At 34.1% G+C, this 22,857-nt stretch carries 24 protein-coding genes; 6 read left to right on the top strand and 18 right to left on the bottom strand.

Translation table 11 applies throughout. The annotated features are described in order from the left end of the window. Positions 1-64: 64 nt before the first annotated feature. The 10 genes from ACZ2V4_RS06415 to ahpC all read right to left on the bottom strand — a co-directional run bounded on the left by ACZ2V4_RS06415 (position 65) and on the right by ahpC (position 9,605). On the bottom strand, positions 65-208 hold the full coding sequence (locus ACZ2V4_RS06415; protein WP_219493554.1) for a hypothetical protein: 144 nt from the start codon (positions 206-208) through the stop codon (positions 65-67). Beyond that, positions 195-884, bottom strand: coding sequence for an ABC transporter ATP-binding protein (locus ACZ2V4_RS06410; RefSeq protein WP_041635758.1), 690 nt, complete (start codon positions 882-884; stop codon positions 195-197). The genes ACZ2V4_RS06415 and ACZ2V4_RS06410 overlap by 14 nt, the downstream gene beginning before the upstream one ends. 4 nt (positions 885-888) lie before the next feature. Further along, positions 889-1,809, bottom strand: a complete 921-nt coding sequence (locus ACZ2V4_RS06405) for an ABC transporter permease (RefSeq protein ID WP_490514640.1) — start codon at positions 1,807-1,809, stop codon at positions 889-891. Then, on the bottom strand, positions 1,806-2,966 hold the full coding sequence (locus tag ACZ2V4_RS06400; protein ID WP_420494071.1) for an ABC transporter permease: 1,161 nt from the start codon (positions 2,964-2,966) through the stop codon (positions 1,806-1,808). Before ACZ2V4_RS06400 ends, ACZ2V4_RS06405 begins: the two co-directional genes overlap by 4 nt. Positions 2,967-2,986: 20 nt before the next feature. Further along, positions 2,987-4,459 carry a DUF6583 family protein gene (locus ACZ2V4_RS06395; RefSeq protein WP_420496281.1) on the bottom strand — a complete coding sequence of 491 codons (1,473 nt, stop codon included), beginning with the start codon at positions 4,457-4,459 and terminating at the stop codon, positions 2,987-2,989. A gap of 201 nt (positions 4,460-4,660) precedes the next feature. After that, the gene (locus ACZ2V4_RS06390; protein ID WP_219493547.1) at positions 4,661-5,950 is read right to left on the bottom strand and encodes an MFS transporter; all 1,290 of its coding nucleotides are present in this window, start codon (positions 5,948-5,950) and stop codon (positions 4,661-4,663) included. 98 nt (positions 5,951-6,048) lie between these two features. Then, positions 6,049-6,384 carry a hypothetical protein gene (locus tag ACZ2V4_RS06385; RefSeq protein ID WP_419895252.1) on the bottom strand — a complete coding sequence of 112 codons (336 nt, stop codon included), beginning with the start codon at positions 6,382-6,384 and terminating at the stop codon, positions 6,049-6,051. 165 nt (positions 6,385-6,549) lie between these two features. Continuing rightward, positions 6,550-7,317, bottom strand: a complete 768-nt coding sequence (gene modA / locus ACZ2V4_RS06380; RefSeq protein WP_490514639.1) for a molybdate ABC transporter substrate-binding protein — start codon at positions 7,315-7,317, stop codon at positions 6,550-6,552. 88 nt (positions 7,318-7,405) lie between these two features. After that, complete coding sequence (gene ahpF, locus ACZ2V4_RS06375) at positions 7,406-8,929, bottom strand: alkyl hydroperoxide reductase subunit F (protein ID WP_219493542.1); 1,524 nt, start codon at positions 8,927-8,929, stop codon at positions 7,406-7,408. Positions 8,930-9,035: 106 nt separating this feature from the next. Further along, entirely contained in the window at positions 9,036-9,605 is a 570-nt protein-coding gene (ahpC, locus tag ACZ2V4_RS06370) for an alkyl hydroperoxide reductase subunit C (RefSeq protein ID WP_012656009.1), read from the bottom strand. A 344-nt stretch (positions 9,606-9,949) separates the two neighbouring features. Between ahpC and ACZ2V4_RS06365 the strand changes: the two genes are divergently transcribed. Then, positions 9,950-10,774, top strand: a complete 825-nt coding sequence (locus ACZ2V4_RS06365) for a formate/nitrite transporter family protein (RefSeq protein WP_490514638.1) — start codon at positions 9,950-9,952, stop codon at positions 10,772-10,774. Positions 10,775-10,808: 34 nt separating this feature from the next. Here ACZ2V4_RS06365 and ACZ2V4_RS06360 read toward each other — a convergent pair whose 3' ends face one another. After that, entirely contained in the window at positions 10,809-11,447 is a 639-nt protein-coding gene (locus ACZ2V4_RS06360; RefSeq protein WP_219493539.1) for a metal-dependent transcriptional regulator, read from the bottom strand. Between the two features lie 128 nt (positions 11,448-11,575). Between ACZ2V4_RS06360 and ACZ2V4_RS06355 the strand changes: the two genes are divergently transcribed. From ACZ2V4_RS06355 to ACZ2V4_RS06345, 3 genes are read left to right on the top strand one after another with little or no spacing between them, the layout of a single operon-like run. Then, a complete protein-coding gene (locus ACZ2V4_RS06355; RefSeq protein ID WP_283722068.1) occupies positions 11,576-12,277 on the top strand; it encodes a metal ABC transporter ATP-binding protein in 702 nt (233 codons plus the stop codon). Further along, positions 12,278-13,105 (top strand): metal ABC transporter permease, encoded by an 828-nt coding sequence (locus tag ACZ2V4_RS06350; protein WP_219493536.1) that lies wholly within the window; start codon positions 12,278-12,280, stop codon positions 13,103-13,105. A gap of 5 nt (positions 13,106-13,110) precedes the next feature. Continuing rightward, positions 13,111-14,034, top strand: a complete 924-nt coding sequence (locus ACZ2V4_RS06345; RefSeq protein WP_219493534.1) for a metal ABC transporter solute-binding protein, Zn/Mn family — start codon at positions 13,111-13,113, stop codon at positions 14,032-14,034. A 15-nt stretch (positions 14,035-14,049) separates the two neighbouring features. Here ACZ2V4_RS06345 and ACZ2V4_RS06340 read toward each other — a convergent pair whose 3' ends face one another. The 5 genes from ACZ2V4_RS06340 to ACZ2V4_RS06320 form a co-directional block, all read right to left on the bottom strand. Continuing rightward, entirely contained in the window at positions 14,050-14,817 is a 768-nt protein-coding gene (locus ACZ2V4_RS06340; protein WP_219493532.1) for a YibE/F family protein, read from the bottom strand. Further along, the gene (locus ACZ2V4_RS06335; protein ID WP_490514650.1) at positions 14,814-15,905 is read right to left on the bottom strand and encodes a YibE/F family protein; all 1,092 of its coding nucleotides are present in this window, start codon (positions 15,903-15,905) and stop codon (positions 14,814-14,816) included. Before ACZ2V4_RS06335 ends, ACZ2V4_RS06340 begins: the two co-directional genes overlap by 4 nt. Positions 15,906-16,034: 129 nt before the next feature. Next, entirely contained in the window at positions 16,035-16,910 is an 876-nt protein-coding gene (locus ACZ2V4_RS06330; RefSeq protein ID WP_219493530.1) for an SDR family oxidoreductase, read from the bottom strand. Between the two features lie 125 nt (positions 16,911-17,035). After that, positions 17,036-18,373 (bottom strand): sensor histidine kinase, encoded by a 1,338-nt coding sequence (locus ACZ2V4_RS06325; RefSeq protein WP_490514637.1) that lies wholly within the window; start codon positions 18,371-18,373, stop codon positions 17,036-17,038. Then, positions 18,366-19,037, bottom strand: a complete 672-nt coding sequence (locus ACZ2V4_RS06320; protein WP_219493528.1) for a response regulator transcription factor — start codon at positions 19,035-19,037, stop codon at positions 18,366-18,368. The genes ACZ2V4_RS06325 and ACZ2V4_RS06320 overlap by 8 nt, the downstream gene beginning before the upstream one ends. A gap of 78 nt (positions 19,038-19,115) precedes the next feature. On the opposite strand from ACZ2V4_RS06320, the gene ACZ2V4_RS06315 reads away from it, so the two are divergent. Together ACZ2V4_RS06315 and ACZ2V4_RS06310 are read left to right on the top strand one after the other, a co-directional pair. After that, on the top strand, positions 19,116-20,138 hold the full coding sequence (locus ACZ2V4_RS06315; RefSeq protein WP_219493527.1) for an FtsX-like permease family protein: 1,023 nt from the start codon (positions 19,116-19,118) through the stop codon (positions 20,136-20,138). 2 nt (positions 20,139-20,140) lie between these two features. After that, a complete protein-coding gene (locus tag ACZ2V4_RS06310) occupies positions 20,141-20,812 on the top strand; it encodes an ABC transporter ATP-binding protein (RefSeq protein ID WP_419956626.1) in 672 nt (223 codons plus the stop codon). A 79-nt stretch (positions 20,813-20,891) separates the two neighbouring features. Here ACZ2V4_RS06310 and ACZ2V4_RS06305 read toward each other — a convergent pair whose 3' ends face one another. Next, complete coding sequence (locus ACZ2V4_RS06305) at positions 20,892-22,439, bottom strand: solute symporter family protein (RefSeq protein ID WP_219493526.1); 1,548 nt, start codon at positions 22,437-22,439, stop codon at positions 20,892-20,894. After that, complete coding sequence (locus tag ACZ2V4_RS06300) at positions 22,436-22,747, bottom strand: DUF485 domain-containing protein (RefSeq protein WP_086037847.1); 312 nt, start codon at positions 22,745-22,747, stop codon at positions 22,436-22,438. Before ACZ2V4_RS06300 ends, ACZ2V4_RS06305 begins: the two co-directional genes overlap by 4 nt. Positions 22,748-22,857: the final 110 nt, after the last annotated feature.

Below are 22,857 nucleotides of genomic sequence, written 5' to 3'. Positions count from 1 at the left end.
AATTACTCCCTTTGATTTAATTAATATACTCAGTATATTTAATATACCATATAATATAATAAAATCAACCGATTAATTTCAAAGTGTAAAATTTATTATTTTCTCCAGAACGTATCGACATCTTTTTGGCTTCAATATTGAAACGAATAATCTTTTCGATTTTTTGTGCATCTTGAATACTTTCCAGATATTCACTAAATTGTTCCATTGTCATCCTCTGTTTTCAACATATTTTCAAAATGCAAGTTTGAGTCTGCGAGTACCTCTTTGTAGAAAGGATCTTTACCAATTAATTTAATTTCGTCTGCTATGGCCTCTACCTCATCCATATGATGCGTCGTCATAATCATTAAAGTGTGTTGCTTTAATTCATTAAGCAGGCGATGGATATCATATCTAGATTTCATATCTATGCCGACTGTCGGCTCATCTAAAATAATTATTTCTGGCTTCCCTAAGAGCCCGATCAGTAAGTTCACTTTACGTTTCGTCCCACCTGATAACGTATTGATTAATGCTGTCGTTTCATTAAGATTAAGTAGCTTCTTGTATCGATTAATTGTATCTTCATCTAATACTTGTTGATTCAATCCTTTGAATAAATGAATGTTGTCATCTACAGACATATGTTCAAACAATGCAATATCTTGTGGAATATAACCAAGGATTTTATGTATGTGTTTTTTATCTAATGGTTGTTCATTATAAAAGATGTATCCTTCATCTTGGTTTTCAAGCCCTGCAATCATGCGAAGTAACGTTGATTTTCCAGCACCATTCTCACCAAGTAACATGGTCAATGATTTATCACGAAACGTTGTATTCAATCCTTCGAATATAACTTTACGTTTATATTTCTTGTATAAATTGTCTATTGTTATCATAATATCACCCAAACAGTAAGAGATTTAATACCGTAATAATTGTTAAAGAAAAAGTTACCGTCATAAACATCTTATGACTTACCGTCTTAATATAAATAAGCAGTGCAGATAATACATATTCATAAATGATCACTGTAAAGAGTACAACAATATAAAAATATAAGCTCATCTGAGCATCAAGAATAATACTCGCAGCCCTGACACAAAACATAATAAGCAATGTGTGGATTAACACATATAATAAATGGTACTGTATGCGTGTATGAGGAAACATGAATATTCTCGATAATGCTGCGTGTTGTGCAATATTTCGATGTAATACAATTTGTAATGATGCACAGAGTAATAATAGACTGACTATAAAATTCATCGATACTGAATGTGATTCAACTCGATTGACTGCAAACTGTTTAATTTTGCTCTTTGGTGTTTCTTTTTTATATGTTTGCACTACATTATCTCTATTGACTTCGTGATCTTTATCGACATACTTCTTAACGATGTATGGAATCTGCATATCATATAGTGCCTTACTTACAATTTCCTGGGCAATAGATCCCGCAAAGTCATCTCTATAAAATAACGGAAGCGCATCCCTCATGTCATGTTCTGATAATCGCTTTGAAAATCCTTCTGGTATTGTAAAAGCAACAATCGCTTCTTTTCTTTTAATTACATCATCAATATAGGCTTCATCTTTCTCGATTAATTGCGTATTAATGAAAGGAGCATCCTTAACTTTATCAATCAACTTACGAGACTCTGGGGTCTCATCCATATCTTGTATTGCAATCGGCATACTAAATACTTGATTCACAGCTTGTTGCACTACTTGTGTAGTGCATATTACAGATATCAGGATTGTCAGAAGTACTATATACGCTTTCCATTGCTTTAAAAATATTAAATTAATAAGAGGTTTCATCTTCTATACCTCCATACCCAGATGATGAAGGCAGTAAGTACACTAAGGACTAAATAAAGCCATAAGTAACCTGGTTGATCAATTAAATAATTATTGAGAAGCAGTTCAACGAGTTGATTGAATATATAGCTGAATGGCTGTTCGTACAAGAAATCATTGTGCCCCTTAAAATAAACAGAAGGTATCGTAGCACCAGAGAACAATATAATAACTATTGTCAGTATTGCCTTAAATAAAATGTTTAACATCCCTGTAAAGCAGCATTCTATGAAAAATAGCAGTCCCGAAATTAATATTAAATATATGACCATTATCATTATCAACGTTTGTAAATTATAGTATTCAAACTTATAGTTCATCATCATATTAGAAATAAGTAACATAAAAACCGTAAAACTTATTGTATAAAATAATGTTACGATACTTCGTGCAAACGTTAATTTTTCGATTGAAAATCTTAAAAGACTTAAACGATCAAGCAGTGCATGCTCTTGATTCATCTTAAGCACTGAAAATAATGATAAATAGAATAAATAAATCGAAATAAATATTGCACTCACTGTATAGTATGCGTATGAATTATATAGTCTCACAGGTTGTTCATCAAATGCACCATTGCGATTCAATCCTATAAAAAGCATATCTGTCATCATTTCAAGCATTTCTTCCCTTGAGGCTTCAGGATACAGCACTTTGTAACTTTTAATGCCACCCATAGATAACATTAGCCTACTATATACTGAATCTGTAAGCTGATAAATCACGACACTTCTTACAGATGACTTATCATAAGTATAGACGGATATCGGCAATGTTCCATATTTATAGAAAGAATCTGTCATTCCTTTATCTAACACAAAATAACCATCCAGCTTATTTTGTTTTAATAATCTTTCTGCTTTATGCTCCGGCATTTGTTTAAGTTCCAGATTATTGCCGATACTCTTGCCATCTCCAATAGACTTTAAGATTAATCGTGTCTCAGAAGACTGATCATTATCGACAAGTCCAATACGAAATCGCTCATCTTTCGTTTGAGTATACGTTATAACCATCATGACACCGACAATCGTAGCAAACAGTAACAATAGATAGAGCAGCAAATACCATTTTTTATATAAAAAAGAGTGATAAATGTTAAACAACTTATAGTTCACATTTATCACTCCTTTATCATTTATTCAAAGTCTTGCGTAACATCTGAGAAAATCTCATCAAATTTATCTTCTACTTCTGTTTGCAAATCAGATAATTCGCTATCTGACATCGTATTTAAATTACGCGCATCCTTCTTAGCCACTTTAAAATCTTGTTTCAGCTTTGTATTGCTATCAAGCAGGATTTTTACTGCCTCTCCTTCAACATCAAATGATACTTCCGCTTTTTGTTTTTGTTCATTATTACCTATATCTGTATTCATCTCATTATTGAAATTCAGTACCATATCGCTACCTGCCAATTGTGTAAGGTCGACTGTCCCTTTATCATTTCGCTTTCCGCCATCTGCTGTAGACACATTTGTAAACGATACTTCCTTTTCTTCACCGTCATTAAATAACAGCTGATATGAATCTTCAAATTTCTTGTCTGATTTTTTAGATTCACCTTTTACAATTAAAATCTCCTCATCACCTGCTGAAAGATGATAGTCTAATTTAAGATTATCATTGATTTGAGAAGACCCTAGAACCTTTACATCTTTATCATCTTGCCCTTTGATTGTTAGATCACGTTTCAATATATCCTTTCCATCAACATAAATAATTGAATTGATTTCAGGATAGTTCTTCACTTCTTCTTTCTTAGCATCTTTAATTAATTTCTCTATCTCTTTCTTTACATCCTTACCTTGATTCTGAGACTTTAATAATTCTTGTAACTCTTTATCATCTTTTGCTTCTTCAAGCACTGCGAGAACAACTTTCTTAACATCCTCTCTTTTAAGATGCATTGTAAGCTTGTCTAGATCCATATTTTTACCAAAGACACTTACTTTTTCTTTGTCTTTCTTAAAGTTTTCATCTTCGACGCTATCGACAACGATCTTAATGTAACGCTCAGCAATTTTGTTAACATCTTCCTCAGAAATCGTTGCACCACTTAATATATTGTTTAAATTCAACGATTCATTCGTCATGCCTTCTTCTACCAATGTTGGATTTAATTTTTCAAGCGTATCAACAATCTTATTATTAGGAACATTTAAAGGTTTATCTAGTACAGGTGCATCCAAATATTGATTATCTTTATCTGCACTCCACGTAAATGCTCCTATATTGTTATCCGCAATTGTCGGAGTAAGACTTATCTTCGATTTTTTCTCTTTACCATTATGCGCTAAATCTAAAATAATGTTCGATGAATCGACCATAGATTTAGAAACACCTAATCCATCTGTTAAATTCTCAGGAACATCTACACCTAATTTTAAATTAGATGCATAACTTTCATCTTTTAGTTTTTGCTGAAATTTAGATTCTTCTGGAAACCTCATTTCTACATACTTCGACATGTTATCCATCGATTTTTTCTCGCTTAATAGGTAAGCATTTTTTGGTGTATTTGTCATAAAAAAGTATGCAGCTGCGCCTCCACCAATCAATACGAGTGCCGCGATAAGTCCGATGATCAAGCCTTTAGATTTCTTCATAAATGATAATCCTCCTTGGTTTGTTAACTCAATCATATCAGACTTTATTTTTATCTTAAATAGTTATCTTCAAAATAAATCCATTTATATTATTTTGTTACTCTATATATAATCCCTTGAATTTAATACAAAAATTCATAAGCGCTATATTTAACTAACTATAGACATGTAATATTATATTTTATTTAAATAATAATTATCTTATTGAACTTTTGACGTTTTAATAACTTTGAAATGAAGAATGTATGCAAATAACGCCATAATAAATAAAGATAATATCGCTATTCTACTCGCAAGCGGGCCATAGTCTTTTAACAACAGTGTGATGGTTCCATATATAAACGGCCCGATTACTGCTGACAACTTCCCGCTCATCGAAAACAAACCGAAAAATTGTCCGACGTGTTCTTCCGGTGCTAATTCAATAATTAACGTTCTGGAAATTACCCATATCGAACCCATCGCAATCCCGAACAGCACTGCACATATATAGAAGACTTCTTTAGGCAGAGGTAGGCTCGCTAGTATTAATGCAATCATCAATATGAGTCCGACGTAATGCAGCGCCTTTAATGATCCTATATGTTTTGCGATATATCCAAACACAAATGCCCCGATGATACTGAATACTGTTGCTGCCATGAATACAACTATAAACTGCTGGCTCGTAAAACCGACAACCGTTGTAGCATAAGGTTGCATCATACTAATTGCTGTTGCTAGCGCATCGTTTAAGAAGAAGTAGACAATCAAAAAGATATAAATTGCTGGCTTTGATTTCGCTAATTTAAATGTTTCTACCACTTCTTTATATCCAGATTTCAATGAAGTGTGATGCACTTCTTTTTGTCTTTTTCCGTCTTTACCGAACATAAAAATCGGCAGACTAAATACAAGAAACATTATCGCGGTTGGGATAAAAGTCTCTCCAGCTTCTTTCGTCCCTACAAACGTCATGATTGAAATTACACCAAATAATGTTCCCATATACCCCAATGCTACACCGTAACCAGAAATGACAGAGTGATTTTCTTTACTTGTTAAACTCGGCATCATTGCGTCATAAAATACAAGACTTGAGTTATACATAAACTTAGCAATAGTGAACAAGATTATAATGATTAAAAAAGTTAAGGGTACATCTAAAAAGCTGCCTTCTAAAGGATGCTTATAGACATAACCCATACCAAATGTGCATAAAAATACTATCAAAGTAAATATAATAACCCACTTCTTCTTATGATTCGTCCGATCAATATATATACCGTATATCGGGCTCAATATAATAAGCAATAAAGCCGAGATACTTGCTGAATATGCAATCCAAGTAGATGCTAATTGCTCAGTTACCGGATTTTGACCAAAGTGTTCTGTTACAAATTGAGGAAAGAATAATGTAATGATATTGGCGCTGAAAATAGTGTTGCTAAAGTCATAAAGTGCCCAGCTTAAAATTGGTAATGATAGCATTAATTTAATATCTTTTTTCATAGTTTCTCCTAAAATTATTTTATATATATAATAATATATATATTCTAGGATGATAACATTAATTTATTATAAATTCTGTAACAAGTGTAAATTTCTTTTTATTTCAATAATTTTATTTGTTGGAGTTCACTTAATAATTGTTGTAATTGATGCGAACCCTCAATTGGTTCTAGTGTTACTGAAGGAAACAAAATACCTTTTTCTAGCTGTTGCGCCACCCTTTCAAATGCTAGTAAATAATGACCTAGTACTTCGTCATCTATACATCTTGTATGTCCATCCCTTAATTGTCTGTTTAATAAAAATGTGATTTGTTCTTTTAAAAATATTATTAAATAATAATATTTTAACACCTGTTTATTAGCTGAAAATTCACCGTATTCATTTGAATACGTCATCTTTACATTAGAAAGATTTAAATATAGTTTGAACATTTCGCTTTTCGAATCTTTAATTTTGTGATTCGATGCATATCAATAATAAAAAGCTCGATAGATAGTTCTATCAAGCTTTTAAATTGACTCCATGATTCCTTTACCGATCATAATTTTATCTCGGTACTTTTTATACGATTAATTTTAATTTCTCTATTTCATCCCTTATATTATTGGATCAAAGCCATATTTCTCAAATATTTTAAGTGTATCTGGCTGTGCTACATAGTTAAAGAATTTTTGTGCCTCTTCTTTGTGATGCGTATCTTTTATAATCGCTACTGGATATATAATTTTGTCATGCAATGTATCTTTAATTGTAAATGAATACTTTATCTTCTCGCTAGATTTCAAATCTGAGGCATATACAATGCCAGCTTCTACATTCCCTGTCTCAACATAAGTCAAAACTTGTCTCACGTCTTTAGTTAATATGTATTTATTTTCTAGTTTCTGATAAAGATTAGCATTTTCAAGCATTTGCTTACCATATGCTCCTGCAGGAACTAATTCAGGGTTGCCCAGTGCAATTTTATCTATTTTATTAGATGTTAAATCATGTACATTATTGATTGGACTGTTAGAGATAAGTACGAGATGATTTTTAAGTAGTGATTTTTTCTCATCTTTATTTATTTTATTATCTTCAACGAGCATGTCTACTTTATCCTCAGCAGCAGAAATAAATATATCCACAGGCGCACCTGATTTTATTTGCTGAGCAAGTGTTCCTGAGGCACCATAGTTAAATTTTAAATTAATCGCCTGATATTTTTTTTCATATTTTTGTTCAATTTCATTCAGCGCATCTTTCAAGCTTGCTGCTGCAGATACCGTAATGATCTTTTTATCTTTTTGCTGCTTAATTTCTTCTGTTTGATTGCACGCACTTAATAATAAAACTGCTGATAGAATGATAAATAATTTTTTCATAATATTCCTCCTCATTTTATTATAAGCACAAACAAAATAAAAATACCACTTAATGTAAGTTATTACTTAAGTGGTATTGATGATAATCTTAATTTCTAATTAAATAGTCGAAGGCACTTAATGCTGCCGTTGCACCTGCACCCATAGAAATAATAATTTGTTTATATGTTTGATCCGTGCAATCCCCTGCTGCAAATATACCCGGAACATTTGTAGCACCATTGCGATCAACGATGATTTCACCACGGTTATTGCGCTCTACTAAATCTCCAACAAATTCAGTGCTTGGCACTAAACCAATTTGCACAAAGACACCTTCTAAATCAACTGTATGTTCTTCATTTGTAGTACGATCTATATAAGTTAAGGCTTGAAGCTTATCTGTACCTGTTAGCTCTTTCGTAGCTGCAGATTTAATTATCTCTGCATTTTTTAACGAAGCAAGACGGTCCTGCAATACTTTATCAGCTCTTAGTTCTTCACCAAATTCAAGTAAAGTGACATGCTCTACAATACCAGCAAGATCAATCGCAGCCTCTACACCAGAGTTTCCGCCACCGACAACTGCAACACGTTTACCTTCAAATAAAGGACCGTCACAATGCGGGCAATAAGCTACACCTTTATTTTTATATTCAGCTTCACCTGGCACGTTCATATTACGCCATTTTGCACCTGTACTAATAATCAATGTTTTACTTGAAAGCTTTCCACCGTTCTCAAGTGTGACATAACTCATATCATCAATTTTCTCAATCGATTCTACACGCACTGCATTCATCACATCAATATCATAGCTCTTAATATGATCAACTAAGTTCTGAGCAAACTCCGGACCTGTCGTTTCTTTTACAGAAATAAAGTTTTCAATTGCAGCAGTATCATTTACTTGTCCCCCGATACGTTCTGCAACAATACCAGTTCTTAAACCTTTACGCGCAGCATAGATTGAAGCTGCTGCACTTGCAGGTCCTCCACCAATAACAAGGACATCGAAAGGCTCTCTTGCATCAAATTCTGATGCATCAGCGCCTCCACCAACTTGATTAACGATCTCTTCAACCGTCATTTTGCCGCTGCCAAACTCTTCACCATCTAAGAAAATACTAGGTACTGCCATAATATCTTTCGATTCTTCTCTGAATACTGCACCATCAATCATTGTATGCGTAATGTTTGGATTAAGCACCGACATTACGTTCAATGCTTGGACAACATCAGGACACTTTGTACAAGTTAGACTTACAAACGTTTCAAAATTTAAGGGCTGATTAATCTTTTTAATTTGATTGATTACCGCTTCATCAAGTTTTGGAGCTCTGCCGCTCACTTGCAGTAAAGCAAGCACTAACGATGTAAATTCATGACCTAACGGTACACCTGCAAAAGTAACACGTGCCTCCTCTTCAGGACGCGCAACTGTGAAGCTAGGTGTTCTCTTAAGCACTGCTTCTTTAATAGATATTTTGTCCGACATTTCACTAATTTCATTTAATAATGCCATCATATCCTGTGAAGTTTTATCTTCACCTTTACTTGCTGTTAAAATAATCTCACCTTCAAGTAACTCAAGGTATTGACTTAATTGTTGTTTTAAACTACTGTCTAACATTTACTTATGCTCCTTTTATTGTATATTTATACACCTTAAAGATAATAGAGACCACAACGCAATATATACGTTGTGGCACTATAGATATTAACGCTAAGTTAAATAATTAAATTTTACCTACCAAGTCTAAACCAGGTGTTAAAGTTTCAGATCCTTCTTTCCATTTCGCCGGACATACTTCACCATCATGTGATGCTACGTATTGAGCAGCTTTCACTTTATCAATTAACACGCTTGCTTCACGACCGATACCATCGTTGTTAATTTCCATCGTTTGAATAACGCCGTCTGGATCGATTAAGAATGTAGCACGTTGTGCAAGACCAGCTTCTTCATCTAACACATCGAAGTTACGTGCAATCACATGTGATGGGTCACCAATCATAGTGTACTGTATTTTAGAGATTGCTTCTGAGTGATCATGCCAAGCTTTGTGCGTGAAGTGTGTATCACATGATACAGAGTATACGTTCACACCTAAATCTTGTAATGTTGCATATTGATCTTGTAAATCTTCTAATTCAGTTGGACATACAAAAGTGAAGTCCGCTGGATAGAAACATACGATGCTCCAAGAACCTTTCATTGACTCATTTGATACTTCTACAAATTCATCACTTTTTGGATCATACGCTTGTGCTGTAAACGGTAAAATTTCTTTGTTGATTAATGACATAAATAAATTCCTCCTGAAATTCTAATAAAATTCTTATTTAGAATAATTCTAATTTCTACATTTCTTATTATACATGATGGGTAATACAAGTCAACTAAAGACATTTAATTTTATAATTATTTTAATTAAAGTTGTCACTAGCGTTATTGAATTGTTTTATCCTATTAAATTTTATCATTTAATTCCTATAATTCTCATTTAGAGATAGTAATAATTATCCTAATTTTTTTGTCATTATTAATCCTTAAATATATTGTATAATAATTGTATTATTACTATATATAAAATTGATTGATTGTGTTAAAATTATTGTGAAATGATGCACATACATATGGAGGGGTATTATGACACTGGAACGACCTGTAAAAACACTTGAAGATACACACGCTTCAAAACCTAATATCGAAAATATTGTTGGTCAAGTAGCTACAAAAGAAATCATGGTTGACCGTGCACCGGGCAGATACGTACTGAAGTCTGTCATGTCTGGATTTTTACTTGCAATTATGACGGTGTTAATGCTCGCAGTCAAAACACAGTTTGCAGGGGCGAATCCAGGTTTAATTAATTTACTTGGTGCAATTTCATTTAGTATCGCACTCGTTATGATTGTGCTGACAAACTCGGAACTACTAACGAGTAACTTTATGTTCATGACTGTTGGTCTTTATTATAAAGTTATTTCAATGCCTAAGGTGATGAAGATTTTTACATACTGTTTTATAGGTAACATCATTGGGGGCTTCATACTATTCGGTATGATGACAGGAACTAAAGTAATGACGCCGGAGATGGTCACTGCACTTACAAAAACCGTTAACGCAAAAACGATTGATTCTACGTGGCTTACAATTTTAATAAAAGGGATTTTCGCAAACTTCTTTATCAATATCGGAATTTATATCTCACTTCAATGCAAAGAAATGTTGGCAAAAGTATTCTTTATCGGTGTCGGTGTTGTAATATTCGTATTTATGGCATACGAACACGTTGTTTACAATGCAGGGTTGTTTGCAGGAATGATGTTCTATAACATCGATGCATTATCATGGATTGATGTTCTAAAAAATATTGTTTTCGCTTATATCGGTAACTACATCGGAGGCGGCATCTTTGTAGGACTTGTTTATGCATATTTAAACGGAAGTAGAAATGAAATAGAAGGATAATAATGAACGCCGAACTAGAGTTCGGCGTTCATTATTATTTATAGTATAGTTTTTTCGCATTTTCCATACTCAAGCTTACAAGCTGATCATTTTTATTCAAATACATAATATGATTCGCTTCGTCTATAGATTGAATTACTAATGTATCATTGATCTTTATGTCATTTTCGTATAGGTATGATAACAACCTCACTTCATCACGAACTTTTGACAGTGTGAATGAATCACCAGTATTCAGTTCTGTAATAGCATGGAGTGTCTCTTCCTGTAAACTGCCTCTTGGAATTAATGCCCCATGGGGACAATATTTAGGATAGCTTAACATTTCATCGAGACGTTCTATAAATAAGTCTGATACACGGTGTTCGAGAACTTCTGCTTCAATATGTACTTCATCCCAACGATAGCCTAATGTTTCAATCAGAAAACATTCAATTAAACGATGACGTTTTACAACTCGGGCTACTTCTTTTTCTCCAACTTCTGTCAGCATTGCACCTTTATAAGGTTTAGTAGTAATATACCCCTCTTTTTCTAATCGATTCGTCATCTCAGTTACAGACGGTGGCTTGATTCCAAGATGTGTCGCAATTTTTTTATTCGAAACATAGTCATTTAAACCATTGTTATGATAAATACACTTTAAATAATCTTCTTTTTCTTCAGTTAACATACTTCTTCCTCCAAAATTTAAATTTTATGAAAAATTTCCCATTGCTTTATTATTTTTTAAGTATTATATTAAATATAGTTTAGGTTTGCCTAAACTTATTTTTAAAATTTGTAAAAGGGATGGTCTCTATGCTTTCAATTCATAATTTAAACGTTTCTATAGATGGACGTCATATTCTTCATGACATTAATTATACACAACAATTAACAGGAAAGCTTATAGGAGTTTTAGGCCCGAATGGCGCCGGAAAATCTACATTATTTAAAGGTATGCTTGGTTTTATTCGCTCAACCGGAGCAGTAAGTCTCAATAATAAGCCATTAATTAAGCAACTCACACGTTGTGCATATATCCCTCAGAAATCATCTATTGATATCGAATTTCCTATCACTGTTATTGATACAATACATTCTGGTTTATACGCTTCATCTTTAATGAAACATCGTTCTGATAATAAAAAGGTAAATGAATTAATGACTTTGATGGAATTAAATGATATTCAGCATAAACTGATCAGCGATTTAAGTGGCGGACAATTACAACGTGTATTGATTGCACGAAGCCTTATGCAGGAGAAAGATATTTACTTTCTGGATGAGCCTTTTGTTGGTATTGATTTCAAAAGTTATGAAATCATTAAAGATTGCATATTTAAATTAAAATCAAATCATAAACTTATCTTTATCGTTCATCATGATTTAAGATCAGCTTCTGATTTGTTTGATGAATGTATTCTACTGAATAAAGGGATTATTGCTGAAGGACCCACTAAAAGCATACTTACTGAAGATAATATTAAACAAACATATTTTGTACAAGGAGGTGTTTAAATGAGTTTTATTACTGAAATCTCAAACTATCCTTTCTTATCACGTGCATTAATTACAGCAGCGATTGTCGGAATCGCAGCAGGAGTAGTCGGATGTCTCATTATATTACGTGGATTAAGTTTAATGGGTGACGCGATGAGTCACGCTGTATTGCCAGGCGTTGCTCTAAGTTTTCTATTGCATATACCAATGTTTATTGGAGCATTATTCACCGGTCTATTAACAAGTTTGTTTATCGGCGCAATAACTGACCACTCTAAAACGAAAAAAGATGCTGCTATTGGTATTGCGTTCACTCTATTCTTCTCTGTTGGTGTCGTAATGATCAGCATGATGGAGACGACGACAAATTTATATCACATATTGTTCGGAGATATACTTACGGTAACGAAAGAAGCAATGTACACAACGCTCTTTGTCAGTCTCGCTGTGCTCCTCGTTATTATTGTCTGCTATAGACAACTTAAATTAACGACGTTCGATCCAATCTTCAGCAGAATGAATGGTATTAATCCATCCTTCTGGCATTATACTGTAATGATACTGTTAGCACTTATTACAGTCGTTAGCTTACAAACAATAGGCATCATACTCGTCGTTGCAATGTTGATTACACCCGCATCAAGCGCCTATTTAATTTCTAAAAGCTTACACAAGATGATGCTTTTATCTGCTGCATTTGGATTATTCAGTGCAGTTACCGGCATTTATATCAGCTATATATTGAACGTCCCAAGTGGCGCATGTATTGTTATTATTGCAACTATAATCTATCTCATTATATTTACACTCAATAAAACAACGAAAATATTTATTACGAAAGGATGAAATTTATGAACACAAAACATTTTTCTAAAATAATTGTCTTCTTTGCGCTGGCAACAATTTTATTAAGCGCATGTTCACAAGATAAAAAAGAAGGAAAATTAAAAATTGTAACATCAAACTCTATTATCTATGATATGACTAAAACGATTGCGGGTGATCATGCAATCATTACTAATATCGTACCTATTGGACAAGATCCGCACGACTATGAAGTTAAACCGAAAGATATTAAAGCAATTACTGATGCTGATTTAGTGTTATTTAATGGCTTAAACCTAGAAACTTCAAGCGGGTGGTTTCAAAAAGCATTACAACAAGGTGATAAGAAATTAGACGATGACAATGTTATCGCTGTGAGTGATGGCGTTAAGAAAATTTTCTTAAATGAGCGTCATGACGATAATGCAATTGATCCACATGCCTGGTTAAGTATTGATAATGGGATTATTTATAGCAAAAATATCGCTGAAGCAGTTGAGAAAGCAGATAAAAATCATTCAAAAGTGTACCATAATAATATGGAGCAATACACGAAAAGCTTAACTACATTAAGCGCGCAGTATAAAGATAAATTCAATGATATTTCAAAGTCAGAGCGTCATTTAATTACGAGTGAAGGCGCGTTCAAATACTTCAGTAGAGACTATGATTTGAGCCACGCTTATATATGGGAGATTAATACGGAAAAACAAGGTACACCAGAACAGATGAAACAAGCAATAAACTTTGTCAAAAAACATCAGGTTAAATCTTTATTCGTCGAAACGAGTGTCGATAAACGTAGTATGCAGTCACTCAGCGAAATGACTAAAACACCGATTTATGGCGAAGTCTATACAGATTCTATCGGTCAAAAGGGCACTGACGGAGATAGTTATTATAAAATGATGGAACATAATATAAAAACAATTCATAATGGATTGAAATAGTAGAGCGCAGCGTAATTACACGCTGTGCTCTATTAATTGATGATAAATAATATAACTTGCTGTTACACACGTCACAGGAATTGCGATTGCAACCGCAACTCCTCCAGAAATAATCATTAATATTTCCTGGGAAAATACTTTAGAGTTAATAATTTGTTCAAATGTATAACCTACATTTTTAAACCATATTATCAGTGTCATCCCTGTACCTAAGTAGGCAAAGTATAATGTATTCGTTGTCGTACATAATATGTCTTTTGCAACATTCAATCCGGAACGATACAGTTCGCTACGCGTTAAATGTGGCTCATTCAGATAAATATACTCCATACTTGATGCAATTGAAACAGACAAATCAATGATCGCACCTAACACACTGATCATAATAACAAAGAGCATGACATTGAAAAACGATACGCCTATACGTAATGAATATGTCGCAATCTCTTCCCCATCTTCCATCGGGAACCCTTGAATCATACCGAATTTTGTTGCTCCATATATAAAGATAAGAGAAATAATAAACGTAATAAATGTTGAAATCAAAGCAGAGATACTCACATTGTCATATTTATTAATGATTAATATATTAAATAATCCCATTATTATGCTGAAACATAGTGCCACCAATATGACATTTGCATTAAGCACAACACAAAGTATCGCGACTGCCAACATGAATATATTCATAAATATTGCAAGAAAAGCTTTTATTCCATTTTTACCTCCAACGATTGCCATGAGAATGAATAATATAATAATAAGTAATGTTAATGTCTTCATCGCCTCACCTCGCCTCCAAGCATCACGCTCGCGATCCATATCGTAATTGGTATTGAAAGTACGATACCGATACTGCCGGATACTGCACGAGCAAGTTCAAGCGACCAATGTAAACTAAACGTCTGCCATATCGGTGAATGATTTGCTAAATACAATATAATAATTGGCATCGCACTACTTAAATATGCGAATAATAAAATATTTGTCATCGGACCGATGATATCCTTTCCAATTTCATACCCCGATGCACGTAGTGACTTGGTATTCGATAAAGGCTGCGTTACTTTTATCTCGTGTAATGATGACGTAATTGTGATCGCTATATCCATAACAGCTCCAAGGGTTCCGATAAGGATGGTCGTCAAAAATACTTTCTTTGGCGGAATCGTCAAGTAAGACATTGTTTCATAGCGAATTCCTTCAGCTGAGGTTAAATATATCACGCTTTGCACAACGAGCAATGTTACTAAAGTGGCTGCGAGTGTGCTGACAATCGCAATCCATGTTTTCCTCGTAAATCCATTAATGAATGTGAGTGTGAGTATTGTACATAATACAACTGCAACACTCGCTATTAGTATCATCGGAATATGTTTATGTGATAAATAGAAATTAAATACAAATAACGTAATACAGAAATTTAAAATTAAACTGATTAATGAATAGAATCCTTTCTTACCGACCATAATGATAAGCAGTAGCGTAAACACAGAAAGCGCAGTCACTAAAACTGTATCCCTCTTCTCACCTATAATTTGCGATTTATCTCCGGCTTTTATAAATACTTTCTGACCTTTTTTATATTGCTCATCATAAGCACTACTTTTAGTATATGTATTCGTAACAATGAACCTTTCACCTTTATGGTTATGATTCGTACCTATCATTTCTACAACTTGCTTATATACAATATCTTTGCGGTGATTCGCATCAATTGTACTTTCTTTCGATATAACTTCCACATGAGTCACCTTCGCAATTGTTTGCTTGTAAAGTGCATCATTATTAAGCGTGAATACAATTACTCCAATACATATGATTAAAGTCAAACTGTATGAAAACCACTGTAATCCTGAGCGTTTCAACATATTTTTCATTAAGACCATAGGGTGTTCCTTTCAAATCAATAATGGTTTGATAATACAGTATATCGCAAAAAATCAAAACTGATACTATATAAGTATATTTGACAAAAAAATCTCCCTTAACGGGAGATTTTAGTTGATTGGTGAGCCACCGGTAATACCATAAACTTGTCCGGTAATATAGCTTGCATTGTCACTTGCAAGTAAAACATAAACATCTGCGAGCTCTACGGGTTGCCCTGCTCTACCAAGCGGTTCTTTTTTACCGAATTCTGGGATATTATCCTGTGGTTGACCTCCACTTATTTGAAGTGGTGTCCACACTGGCCCAGGCGCTACACTATTCACTCGAATGCCTTTAGGTCCAAGTTGCGCTGCCAAACTCTTTGTCATAGATATGCTACAGCTTTTCGTCATAGCATAATCAACAAGATGTGCACTTGGTTTTACACCTTGAATTGAGCTTGTCATGATAATGCTGGCACCAGGTCTTAAATGTTTTAATACACTTTGGATTGTAAATATATTTGAGAAAACGTTCACTTCAAACGTATCTCGTACTTGCTGTTCATCTAATTGCTCAATATCATATTCGAACTGCTGCATACCTGCATTTAATACTAGTATATCTAATCCGCCTAATGCTTCATATGCTTTAATTGCTACTTCACGCGCAAATGTTGCCTCGCGTAAGTCACCGGGCAATAACACACACTTTCTGCCTACAGCTTCAATGACACGCTTTACATCTTCTGCGTCTTTTTGTTCATCTGGATGATAGTTGATTGCGACATCTGCACCTTCTTTAGCATAAGCAATTGCAGCTGCTCTACCAATACCTGAGTCTCCTCCGGTAACGAATGCTTTCTTGTCAGTAAGCTTATCTGTCCCTTTATATGAATGTTCGCCACAATCTGGTACCGGCTTCATTTCACTCTGAATACCTGGGTATGCTTGTGGTTGCTTTTCATAAGACGTATTATAATATTTATTTAATGGATTTGACATAGTATGACCTCCTTGATTTGTATAATTACCTATACCCTATCGTTGCTTGTTTAATTATCCAGGGTATAAAACTATACATCAAAGAGATAGAGAAAGTACCAGATTATTTATCAATCTGGTACTCTTTATGAGAGCTTAATCGTAATTATTGTCCCTTTATCTAATTCACTCTCCACTTCTATTTCAAAGTCATGTAGATCAGCAATTTCTTTTACAATTGCCATCCCAAGACCATTAGACGGTGCTTTATCTTCATGTACTTCAGCTTTATAAAATCTTTCAAACAATAATTCCTTAGTTTTATCAGACATACCGTAACCTTCATCTGAAATCTTTATGTATTTGTACGTTCCCTCTCCTAATTCAAACTTAATTTGAGTATCTTCAGGGCTGTATTTAATCGCATTAGAAAGTAGGTTGCTTATCATTTGATAACATAAATCTCGATGACCAAGTATTTCAATATCTTTAAGTTTCGTTGTAACAAAAATTTCTTTTTGATCAAGAGCATACATATGATTACGTATAACTTCCTGAATGAGTGTTTTTCCATTGAAAGGTTCTTTGTCGATTATAGTATCAGTCTTCTCAAGAGAAGCGAGCATCAGCAATTGTTTCGTTAGTCCACTTAAACGTTGTGACTGGTGTTCAATGTCATCTAACAAACTAAAGTCTTTCGTTTGTCTGAGTTGTTTAATTTGTCCAAGTAAATTAGTTATAGGTGATTGAATTTCATGACTGACATTTGCAACAAAACGTTGATTCATTTCTTCGTGATGCAGTATTTTAGCACTCATTATGTTCATCTCATGTGCTAATACACCGATTTCATCCTTACGTTTTACTTGCGTCTGATAACCACTCTGATCTCCAATTTTGCGGGCTGCTTCCTTTAGCTGAACAACAGGACGCACGATATATTTAGATGAAATAAATACAAATAAGATGGAAAATACAATAATACATAGAAACAGTATTGCAAGAAAAATTCTAAATTCATGCATACTCGCTCCGACATCTGGTCTAATGTAAACATCATATATTTCATTATTAACTTTCATCGGCATACCGACTGTATTTCTAGTCTCATTATCAAAGAATCCCGTAATAAATACATTAAATGGCCGTTCTTTAATTCCATGATACGTTTCCGTTAACGGGCTATTATCCGGTAAATTTTTCACTCTAAACGGTGTACCATAGAAAGCTTTCTTATCATCCTTGACTGTTACTACTTGAAAATTTAAATTTGCGAGTTGTGTGAAAAATGCTTCCGGTTTTATTTCTGGATGTGATTCGATATATTTCTTCTGTGTTATTAAAGTGTTCGTTATACGTGTGTCGTTCTGTTCTTTTAGCGTTAAGTGATAATAAATGTTTGCGATGATAAACGAAAGTAATGAGCTGACGAGAATGACATGGAATGTACCCATTATAAATCGGGTAGACAGTCTTTTAAACATGATGCACCTTATACCCTACACCGCGTACAGTCTGAATTTCTACACCACTGTCAAATGCACCTAACCTTTTACGAATACGTTTCACATGTACATCTACTGTTCGTTCATCTCCATCAAAGTCATATCCCCATATCTCTTCTATAAGCTGTTCTCTCGTTGCAACTTTCGGATAATGTCTGACTAAATAATATAGAAGTTCAAATTCTTTTCTTGGAAGATATAAAGACTCGTCTTCCATCATCACTTCATAACTTTCTGCATCGATTATCAGCTCGCCGAATTCAATCTTCTCTACCGCCTTCTCATAACGCTTTAATATTGCTTGTGCTCTAAAGATAACTTCCTCTATCTCAAACGGCTTAGTAACATAATCATCACTTCCTGCTTGAAACGCAATCCTCTTATCCCCCAATGCATCTCGTGCAGTAAGCATTATAACAGGCAGTTGATAGAGCTGTTTAATTTGCTCGCACAGCTGGAATCCGTCAATACCTGGCATCATAATATCGACGATACATAAATCGATACTTTCATTATCCAGCAGATTAATCGCTTCATCACTGTTCCTAGCCTCATACACTTGAAAATCATGGTGCAAAAAACCTTCTTTAACTTCGCGACGAATAGCCATTTCATCATCTACAACTAATATATTATTTTGCACAATATGTCCTCCGTTCATATTCCGTTCATATTCAACCTTTAATATATGTATTACAAACAAAGCGAAAGGTTGATCATTATGAACTTAGCATTAAAAGAAATTAAATATTATAAAGTGAAATACTTGCTGATTGCAGCAATTATCTTCTTACTCTCATTCTTAGTATTATTTGTATCTAGTTTAGCACAAGGACTTGGAAAAGATAACGTATCATTCATCGAACAAATCGATGCAAGTCATTATGTAATATCTAAAGATGCAGATAACAATCTAATGAATACACCTTTGTCTAAACATGACCAAAAAGTATTAGAAGATAAAAATATACCGTTACTTAAGTTACAACCGGTAAAGGCACAAAAAAACGAAAAGTTTCTATTAGCAACAGTAACTGAAGACTATATGAAGCTACCTGCTGACAACACAGTTAATCTTGATTCACATGCTTCAAAGACATTTAAAGAAAACGATACTTTAAAACTTAAAGATCAAGACAAACAACTAAAAATTTCAGAATTCACACGTCACCAAATGTTTGCACATATGCCTGTCGGACTCGTTTCACAGGAAACTTATAACAACTACTTCAAAGAGGCCCCAGTAAATGCCGGTATTATCAAATCAATGTCAAAGTCTGATATGAATCAGCTTAATGATGACTTAAAAGATGCAAAACTGATTACACCTGATACAGCGATGAAAGGAATACCAAGTTATGAAGCAGAACAAATGCCGTTAAACTTAATGGTTATCTTCTTATTCTTAATCTCAGCAATCGTGATTACTGTATTCTTCTATGTCATCACAATTCAAAAAACAACAGAGTACGGTATCTTAAAAGCCATTGGCACAAGTAATAGAAAGCTTATCTTCAAACTTATGCAGGAAGTTATCGTTGTTGTAATGGTTAGTGTGCTCATAAGCATCGGCGTTATTTATATCATCAACATGAATTTACCGGCAACAATGCCGTTTTTCCTGAATCCTAACCTTATTTTCTTACTTATCGGTTTATTCTTAGTGGTCGCATTAATCGGTGTAATGCTTTCAATATATAAAGTACTAAAAATTGATCCAATTCAAGCAATCGGAGGAGAATAATTATGATAGACGTAAAACATATATCTAAATCCTTTAAACAAGGAGATACTACAACCGAAGTACTAAAAGATATTAACTTTACAGTAAATGATGGGGAAGTTGTATGCTTGTACGGACCCTCTGGTTCTGGTAAAAGTACACTACTTACGATTATCGGTGCACTCCTTCAACCCACGAGCGGTGAAGTAATTATCAATGATAAATCGTTATCACACTTATCAAAAACCGAAATTACAAAGATGCGCCTTGATGATATTGGATTTATCTTTCAGGCCTCTCATCTTGTCCCCTTCCTTACTGTGAAAGAACAACTCTTACATGTGGCATTAGAAAATGGTATGGATAAAAAAGAAGCGATGAAAAAAGCAGATGATTTGCTCGAAACATTTGGGTTATCACATCGTGCGAAAGTTTACCCTAAGAGCTTATCAGGCGGAGAGAAACAACGTGTCGCGATTGCACGTGCGTTTATGAACCATCCTTCTCTCATCTTAGCAGATGAACCGACAGCGAGTTTAGATTTTGAACGTGCTGTACAAGTTGTTGAAGTAATCAGAGAACGTGTGAAAGAGAATAACAGTTCATGTATTATTATTACACATGACGAACGTATCTTTAAATATGCAGATCATATATTAAGATTAGAAGGCGGAAAATTAGTAAAAGAAAGATAAAGTATAAGGGTGAAATTGGCATGGCGCCAAATTCACCCTCTTTTTCTTGCTCGAAATTGGCACGGTGCCAAATTTACGCTTAATGTGTCACTTCAGAATGAGCAATACCTGTCACAGACTTTACTTCAACTTCTCTAAACTTATCTTCAGATTCCGCTTTACCTAAATACGTTCCTAAGAACGCTCCGATAAATCCTGCAGGTACAGATATGATTGCAGGGTTTGCTAACGGAAATATAGGATTCGCTGTAATAAATGCTGTTCCATCAGGATTCATAACATTCGGGCTCAATATTACTAAAATCAAAGAAGTAATCAATCCTGTCAGTAATCCTGCAATCGCACCTTGAGTATTAAACCTCTTCCAGAAAATCGTAAATACAATTACCGGTAAGTTTGCACTTGCTGCCACACAAAAAGCAAGTGATACTAGAAAGGCAACATTCATATTTTGAGCAAACAAGGCAAGTAATATCGATAATACGGATACAGCTAAAGAAGCAATTTTTGCTGCTTTCATCTGTTCACGTTCTGATATATTACCTTTCTTAATAATTTCGCCATAAATATCATGTGCAAAAGCAGAAGCACCTGATAATACAAGTCCTGCAACTACTGCAAGAATTGTAGCAAACGCAACAGCACATACAAATGACATCAAGATATCTCCACCTAGCTTATCCGCAAGAAGGGGTGCCGCCATATTTCCTGCAGGGTTTGCTGATATGATTTCTTCACGTGTTAGTAAGCTTGCTGCGCCAAACCCTAAAAATATTGTAAGGATATAAAAAATACCAATAAGCCATGTTGCCCACATAACCGAAGATCGTGCGGTCTTTGCGTCATTTACCGTGAAGAAACGCATGAGAATATGCGGTAATCCTGCTGTACCAAATAATAAAGCAACGATTAAAGAGATATTATCTAATGGCGATTTCCCTTGTGACCCCGGATTAATATAGTCACTCTTAAGTTCAGGTGCATCAATGGACTTCATCGCACCAAACATGTTGGCGATACTAAAGTTAAAGTGCTTTAATACAAGGAAAGAAATAATAATCGTTCCAATCATTAATAAAACTGCTTTGACCATTTGAACCCAGCTCGTTGCTGTCATGCCACCAAATAGTACATAAATTGTCATCATAATTCCAACGATAATAACCGCCCATGTATAAGGTATATTGAATAAGAGCTGAATCAGTGCACCAGCACCTACAAGCTGTGCAAGCATATAGAAAATAACAATCGTAATCGATGATATTGCAGCCGTTGCACGTACTTTCTTCAGTTCAAATCGAGCAGCAATCATGTCTGCTAGTGTATACTTCCCTAAGTTTCTTAAAGGTTCTGCAACGATATATAATACGATTAAATATGCCGTTAAATATCCGATACTATAGAAAAATCCATCAAATCCCCATAATGCAATAGCTCCAGCGATCCCTAAAAATGAGGCTGCTGAAAGATAATCTCCTGCAATGGCCAGCCCATTTTGCCAGCCTGTCAGTCCTCCTCCTGCTGTGTAGAAATCTTCAGCAGAATTTGTTCTTTTTGAAGCAAAGTAAGTAATAATTAATGTTAAACTCACAAAAAACAAAAACATAATAATTACAGTTGTATTCATAGCTCATTCCCCTTTCGATATTCATTGATAATTGCTTCTGATTGAATATCAAAGTGTTTCGCTCTAGACATGTAGAGTGTTACAAGCGTCCACACCATAATAAATAGCATAAATGCATAGATCCATGCCCAGGAAATATTCCAGAATGCTTCTTTATTCAGAAATTTCGTATAGCCTGTAAGAATTGGAAATAAAATTGTCGCTACAATAAAAAATAATGAGATTGGAAATATAAAAGATTTACGTTCTTTCTGCAATTTCTTGAAACTTTCACTTTGTGCAATCATATTATACTCATGTTGTTCCATCTACTCATCCCCTTATACATTGTGTAATTATGCACCCTATTTCATTCTATTGATTTGTCAGAATATTGTCAATATTTAATTAATAAATTTATGCATAAAAAGAAAGGAGT

The sequence above is a fragment of the Macrococcus sp. CoH-51_TC_04 genome (assembly GCF_058188655.1).
Note: the sequence above shows the minus strand (reverse complement) of the source record. Positions and strands in the feature narration are given on the sequence as shown.

Excerpts from the sequence above, each read along its gene's own strand:
- ACZ2V4_RS06350 (WP_219493536.1), top strand. The coding sequence starts at position 12,278 with ATGAGTTTTATTACTGAAATCTCAAACTATCCTTTCTTATCACGTGCA.
- ACZ2V4_RS06345 (WP_219493534.1), top strand. The coding sequence starts at position 13,111 with ATGAACACAAAACATTTTTCTAAAATAATTGTCTTCTTTGCGCTGGCA.
- modA (WP_490514639.1), bottom strand. The coding sequence starts at position 7,317 with ATGAAAAAATTATTTATCATTCTATCAGCAGTTTTATTATTAAGTGCG.
- ACZ2V4_RS06305 (WP_219493526.1), bottom strand. The coding sequence starts at position 22,439 with ATGAATACAACTGTAATTATTATGTTTTTGTTTTTTGTGAGTTTAACA.
- ACZ2V4_RS06315 (WP_219493527.1), top strand. The coding sequence starts at position 19,116 with ATGAACTTAGCATTAAAAGAAATTAAATATTATAAAGTGAAATACTTG.
- ACZ2V4_RS06300 (WP_086037847.1), bottom strand. The coding sequence starts at position 22,747 with ATGGAACAACATGAGTATAATATGATTGCACAAAGTGAAAGTTTCAAG.
- ahpC (WP_012656009.1), bottom strand. The coding sequence starts at position 9,605 with ATGTCATTAATCAACAAAGAAATTTTACCGTTTACAGCACAAGCGTAT.
- ACZ2V4_RS06310 (WP_419956626.1), top strand. The coding sequence starts at position 20,141 with ATGATAGACGTAAAACATATATCTAAATCCTTTAAACAAGGAGATACT.
- ACZ2V4_RS06360 (WP_219493539.1), bottom strand. The coding sequence starts at position 11,447 with ATGTTAACTGAAGAAAAAGAAGATTATTTAAAGTGTATTTATCATAAC.
- ACZ2V4_RS06390 (WP_219493547.1), bottom strand. The coding sequence starts at position 5,950 with ATGAAAAAAGATATTAAATTAATGCTATCATTACCAATTTTAAGCTGG.
- ACZ2V4_RS06395 (WP_420496281.1), bottom strand. The coding sequence starts at position 4,459 with ATGAAGAAATCTAAAGGCTTGATCATCGGACTTATCGCGGCACTCGTA.
- ACZ2V4_RS06335 (WP_490514650.1), bottom strand. The coding sequence starts at position 15,905 with ATGTTGAAACGCTCAGGATTACAGTGGTTTTCATACAGTTTGACTTTA.
- ACZ2V4_RS06410 (WP_041635758.1), bottom strand. The coding sequence starts at position 884 with ATGATAACAATAGACAATTTATACAAGAAATATAAACGTAAAGTTATA.
- ACZ2V4_RS06340 (WP_219493532.1), bottom strand. The coding sequence starts at position 14,817 with ATGAAGACATTAACATTACTTATTATTATATTATTCATTCTCATGGCA.
- ACZ2V4_RS06325 (WP_490514637.1), bottom strand. The coding sequence starts at position 18,373 with ATGTTTAAAAGACTGTCTACCCGATTTATAATGGGTACATTCCATGTC.
- ACZ2V4_RS06385 (WP_419895252.1), bottom strand. The coding sequence starts at position 6,384 with ATGTTCAAACTATATTTAAATCTTTCTAATGTAAAGATGACGTATTCA.
- ACZ2V4_RS06330 (WP_219493530.1), bottom strand. The coding sequence starts at position 16,910 with ATGTCAAATCCATTAAATAAATATTATAATACGTCTTATGAAAAGCAA.
- ACZ2V4_RS06415 (WP_219493554.1), bottom strand. The coding sequence starts at position 208 with ATGGAACAATTTAGTGAATATCTGGAAAGTATTCAAGATGCACAAAAA.
- ACZ2V4_RS06365 (WP_490514638.1), top strand. The coding sequence starts at position 9,950 with ATGACACTGGAACGACCTGTAAAAACACTTGAAGATACACACGCTTCA.
- ahpF (WP_219493542.1), bottom strand. The coding sequence starts at position 8,929 with ATGTTAGACAGTAGTTTAAAACAACAATTAAGTCAATACCTTGAGTTA.
- ACZ2V4_RS06405 (WP_490514640.1), bottom strand. The coding sequence starts at position 1,809 with ATGAAACCTCTTATTAATTTAATATTTTTAAAGCAATGGAAAGCGTAT.
- ACZ2V4_RS06355 (WP_283722068.1), top strand. The coding sequence starts at position 11,576 with ATGCTTTCAATTCATAATTTAAACGTTTCTATAGATGGACGTCATATT.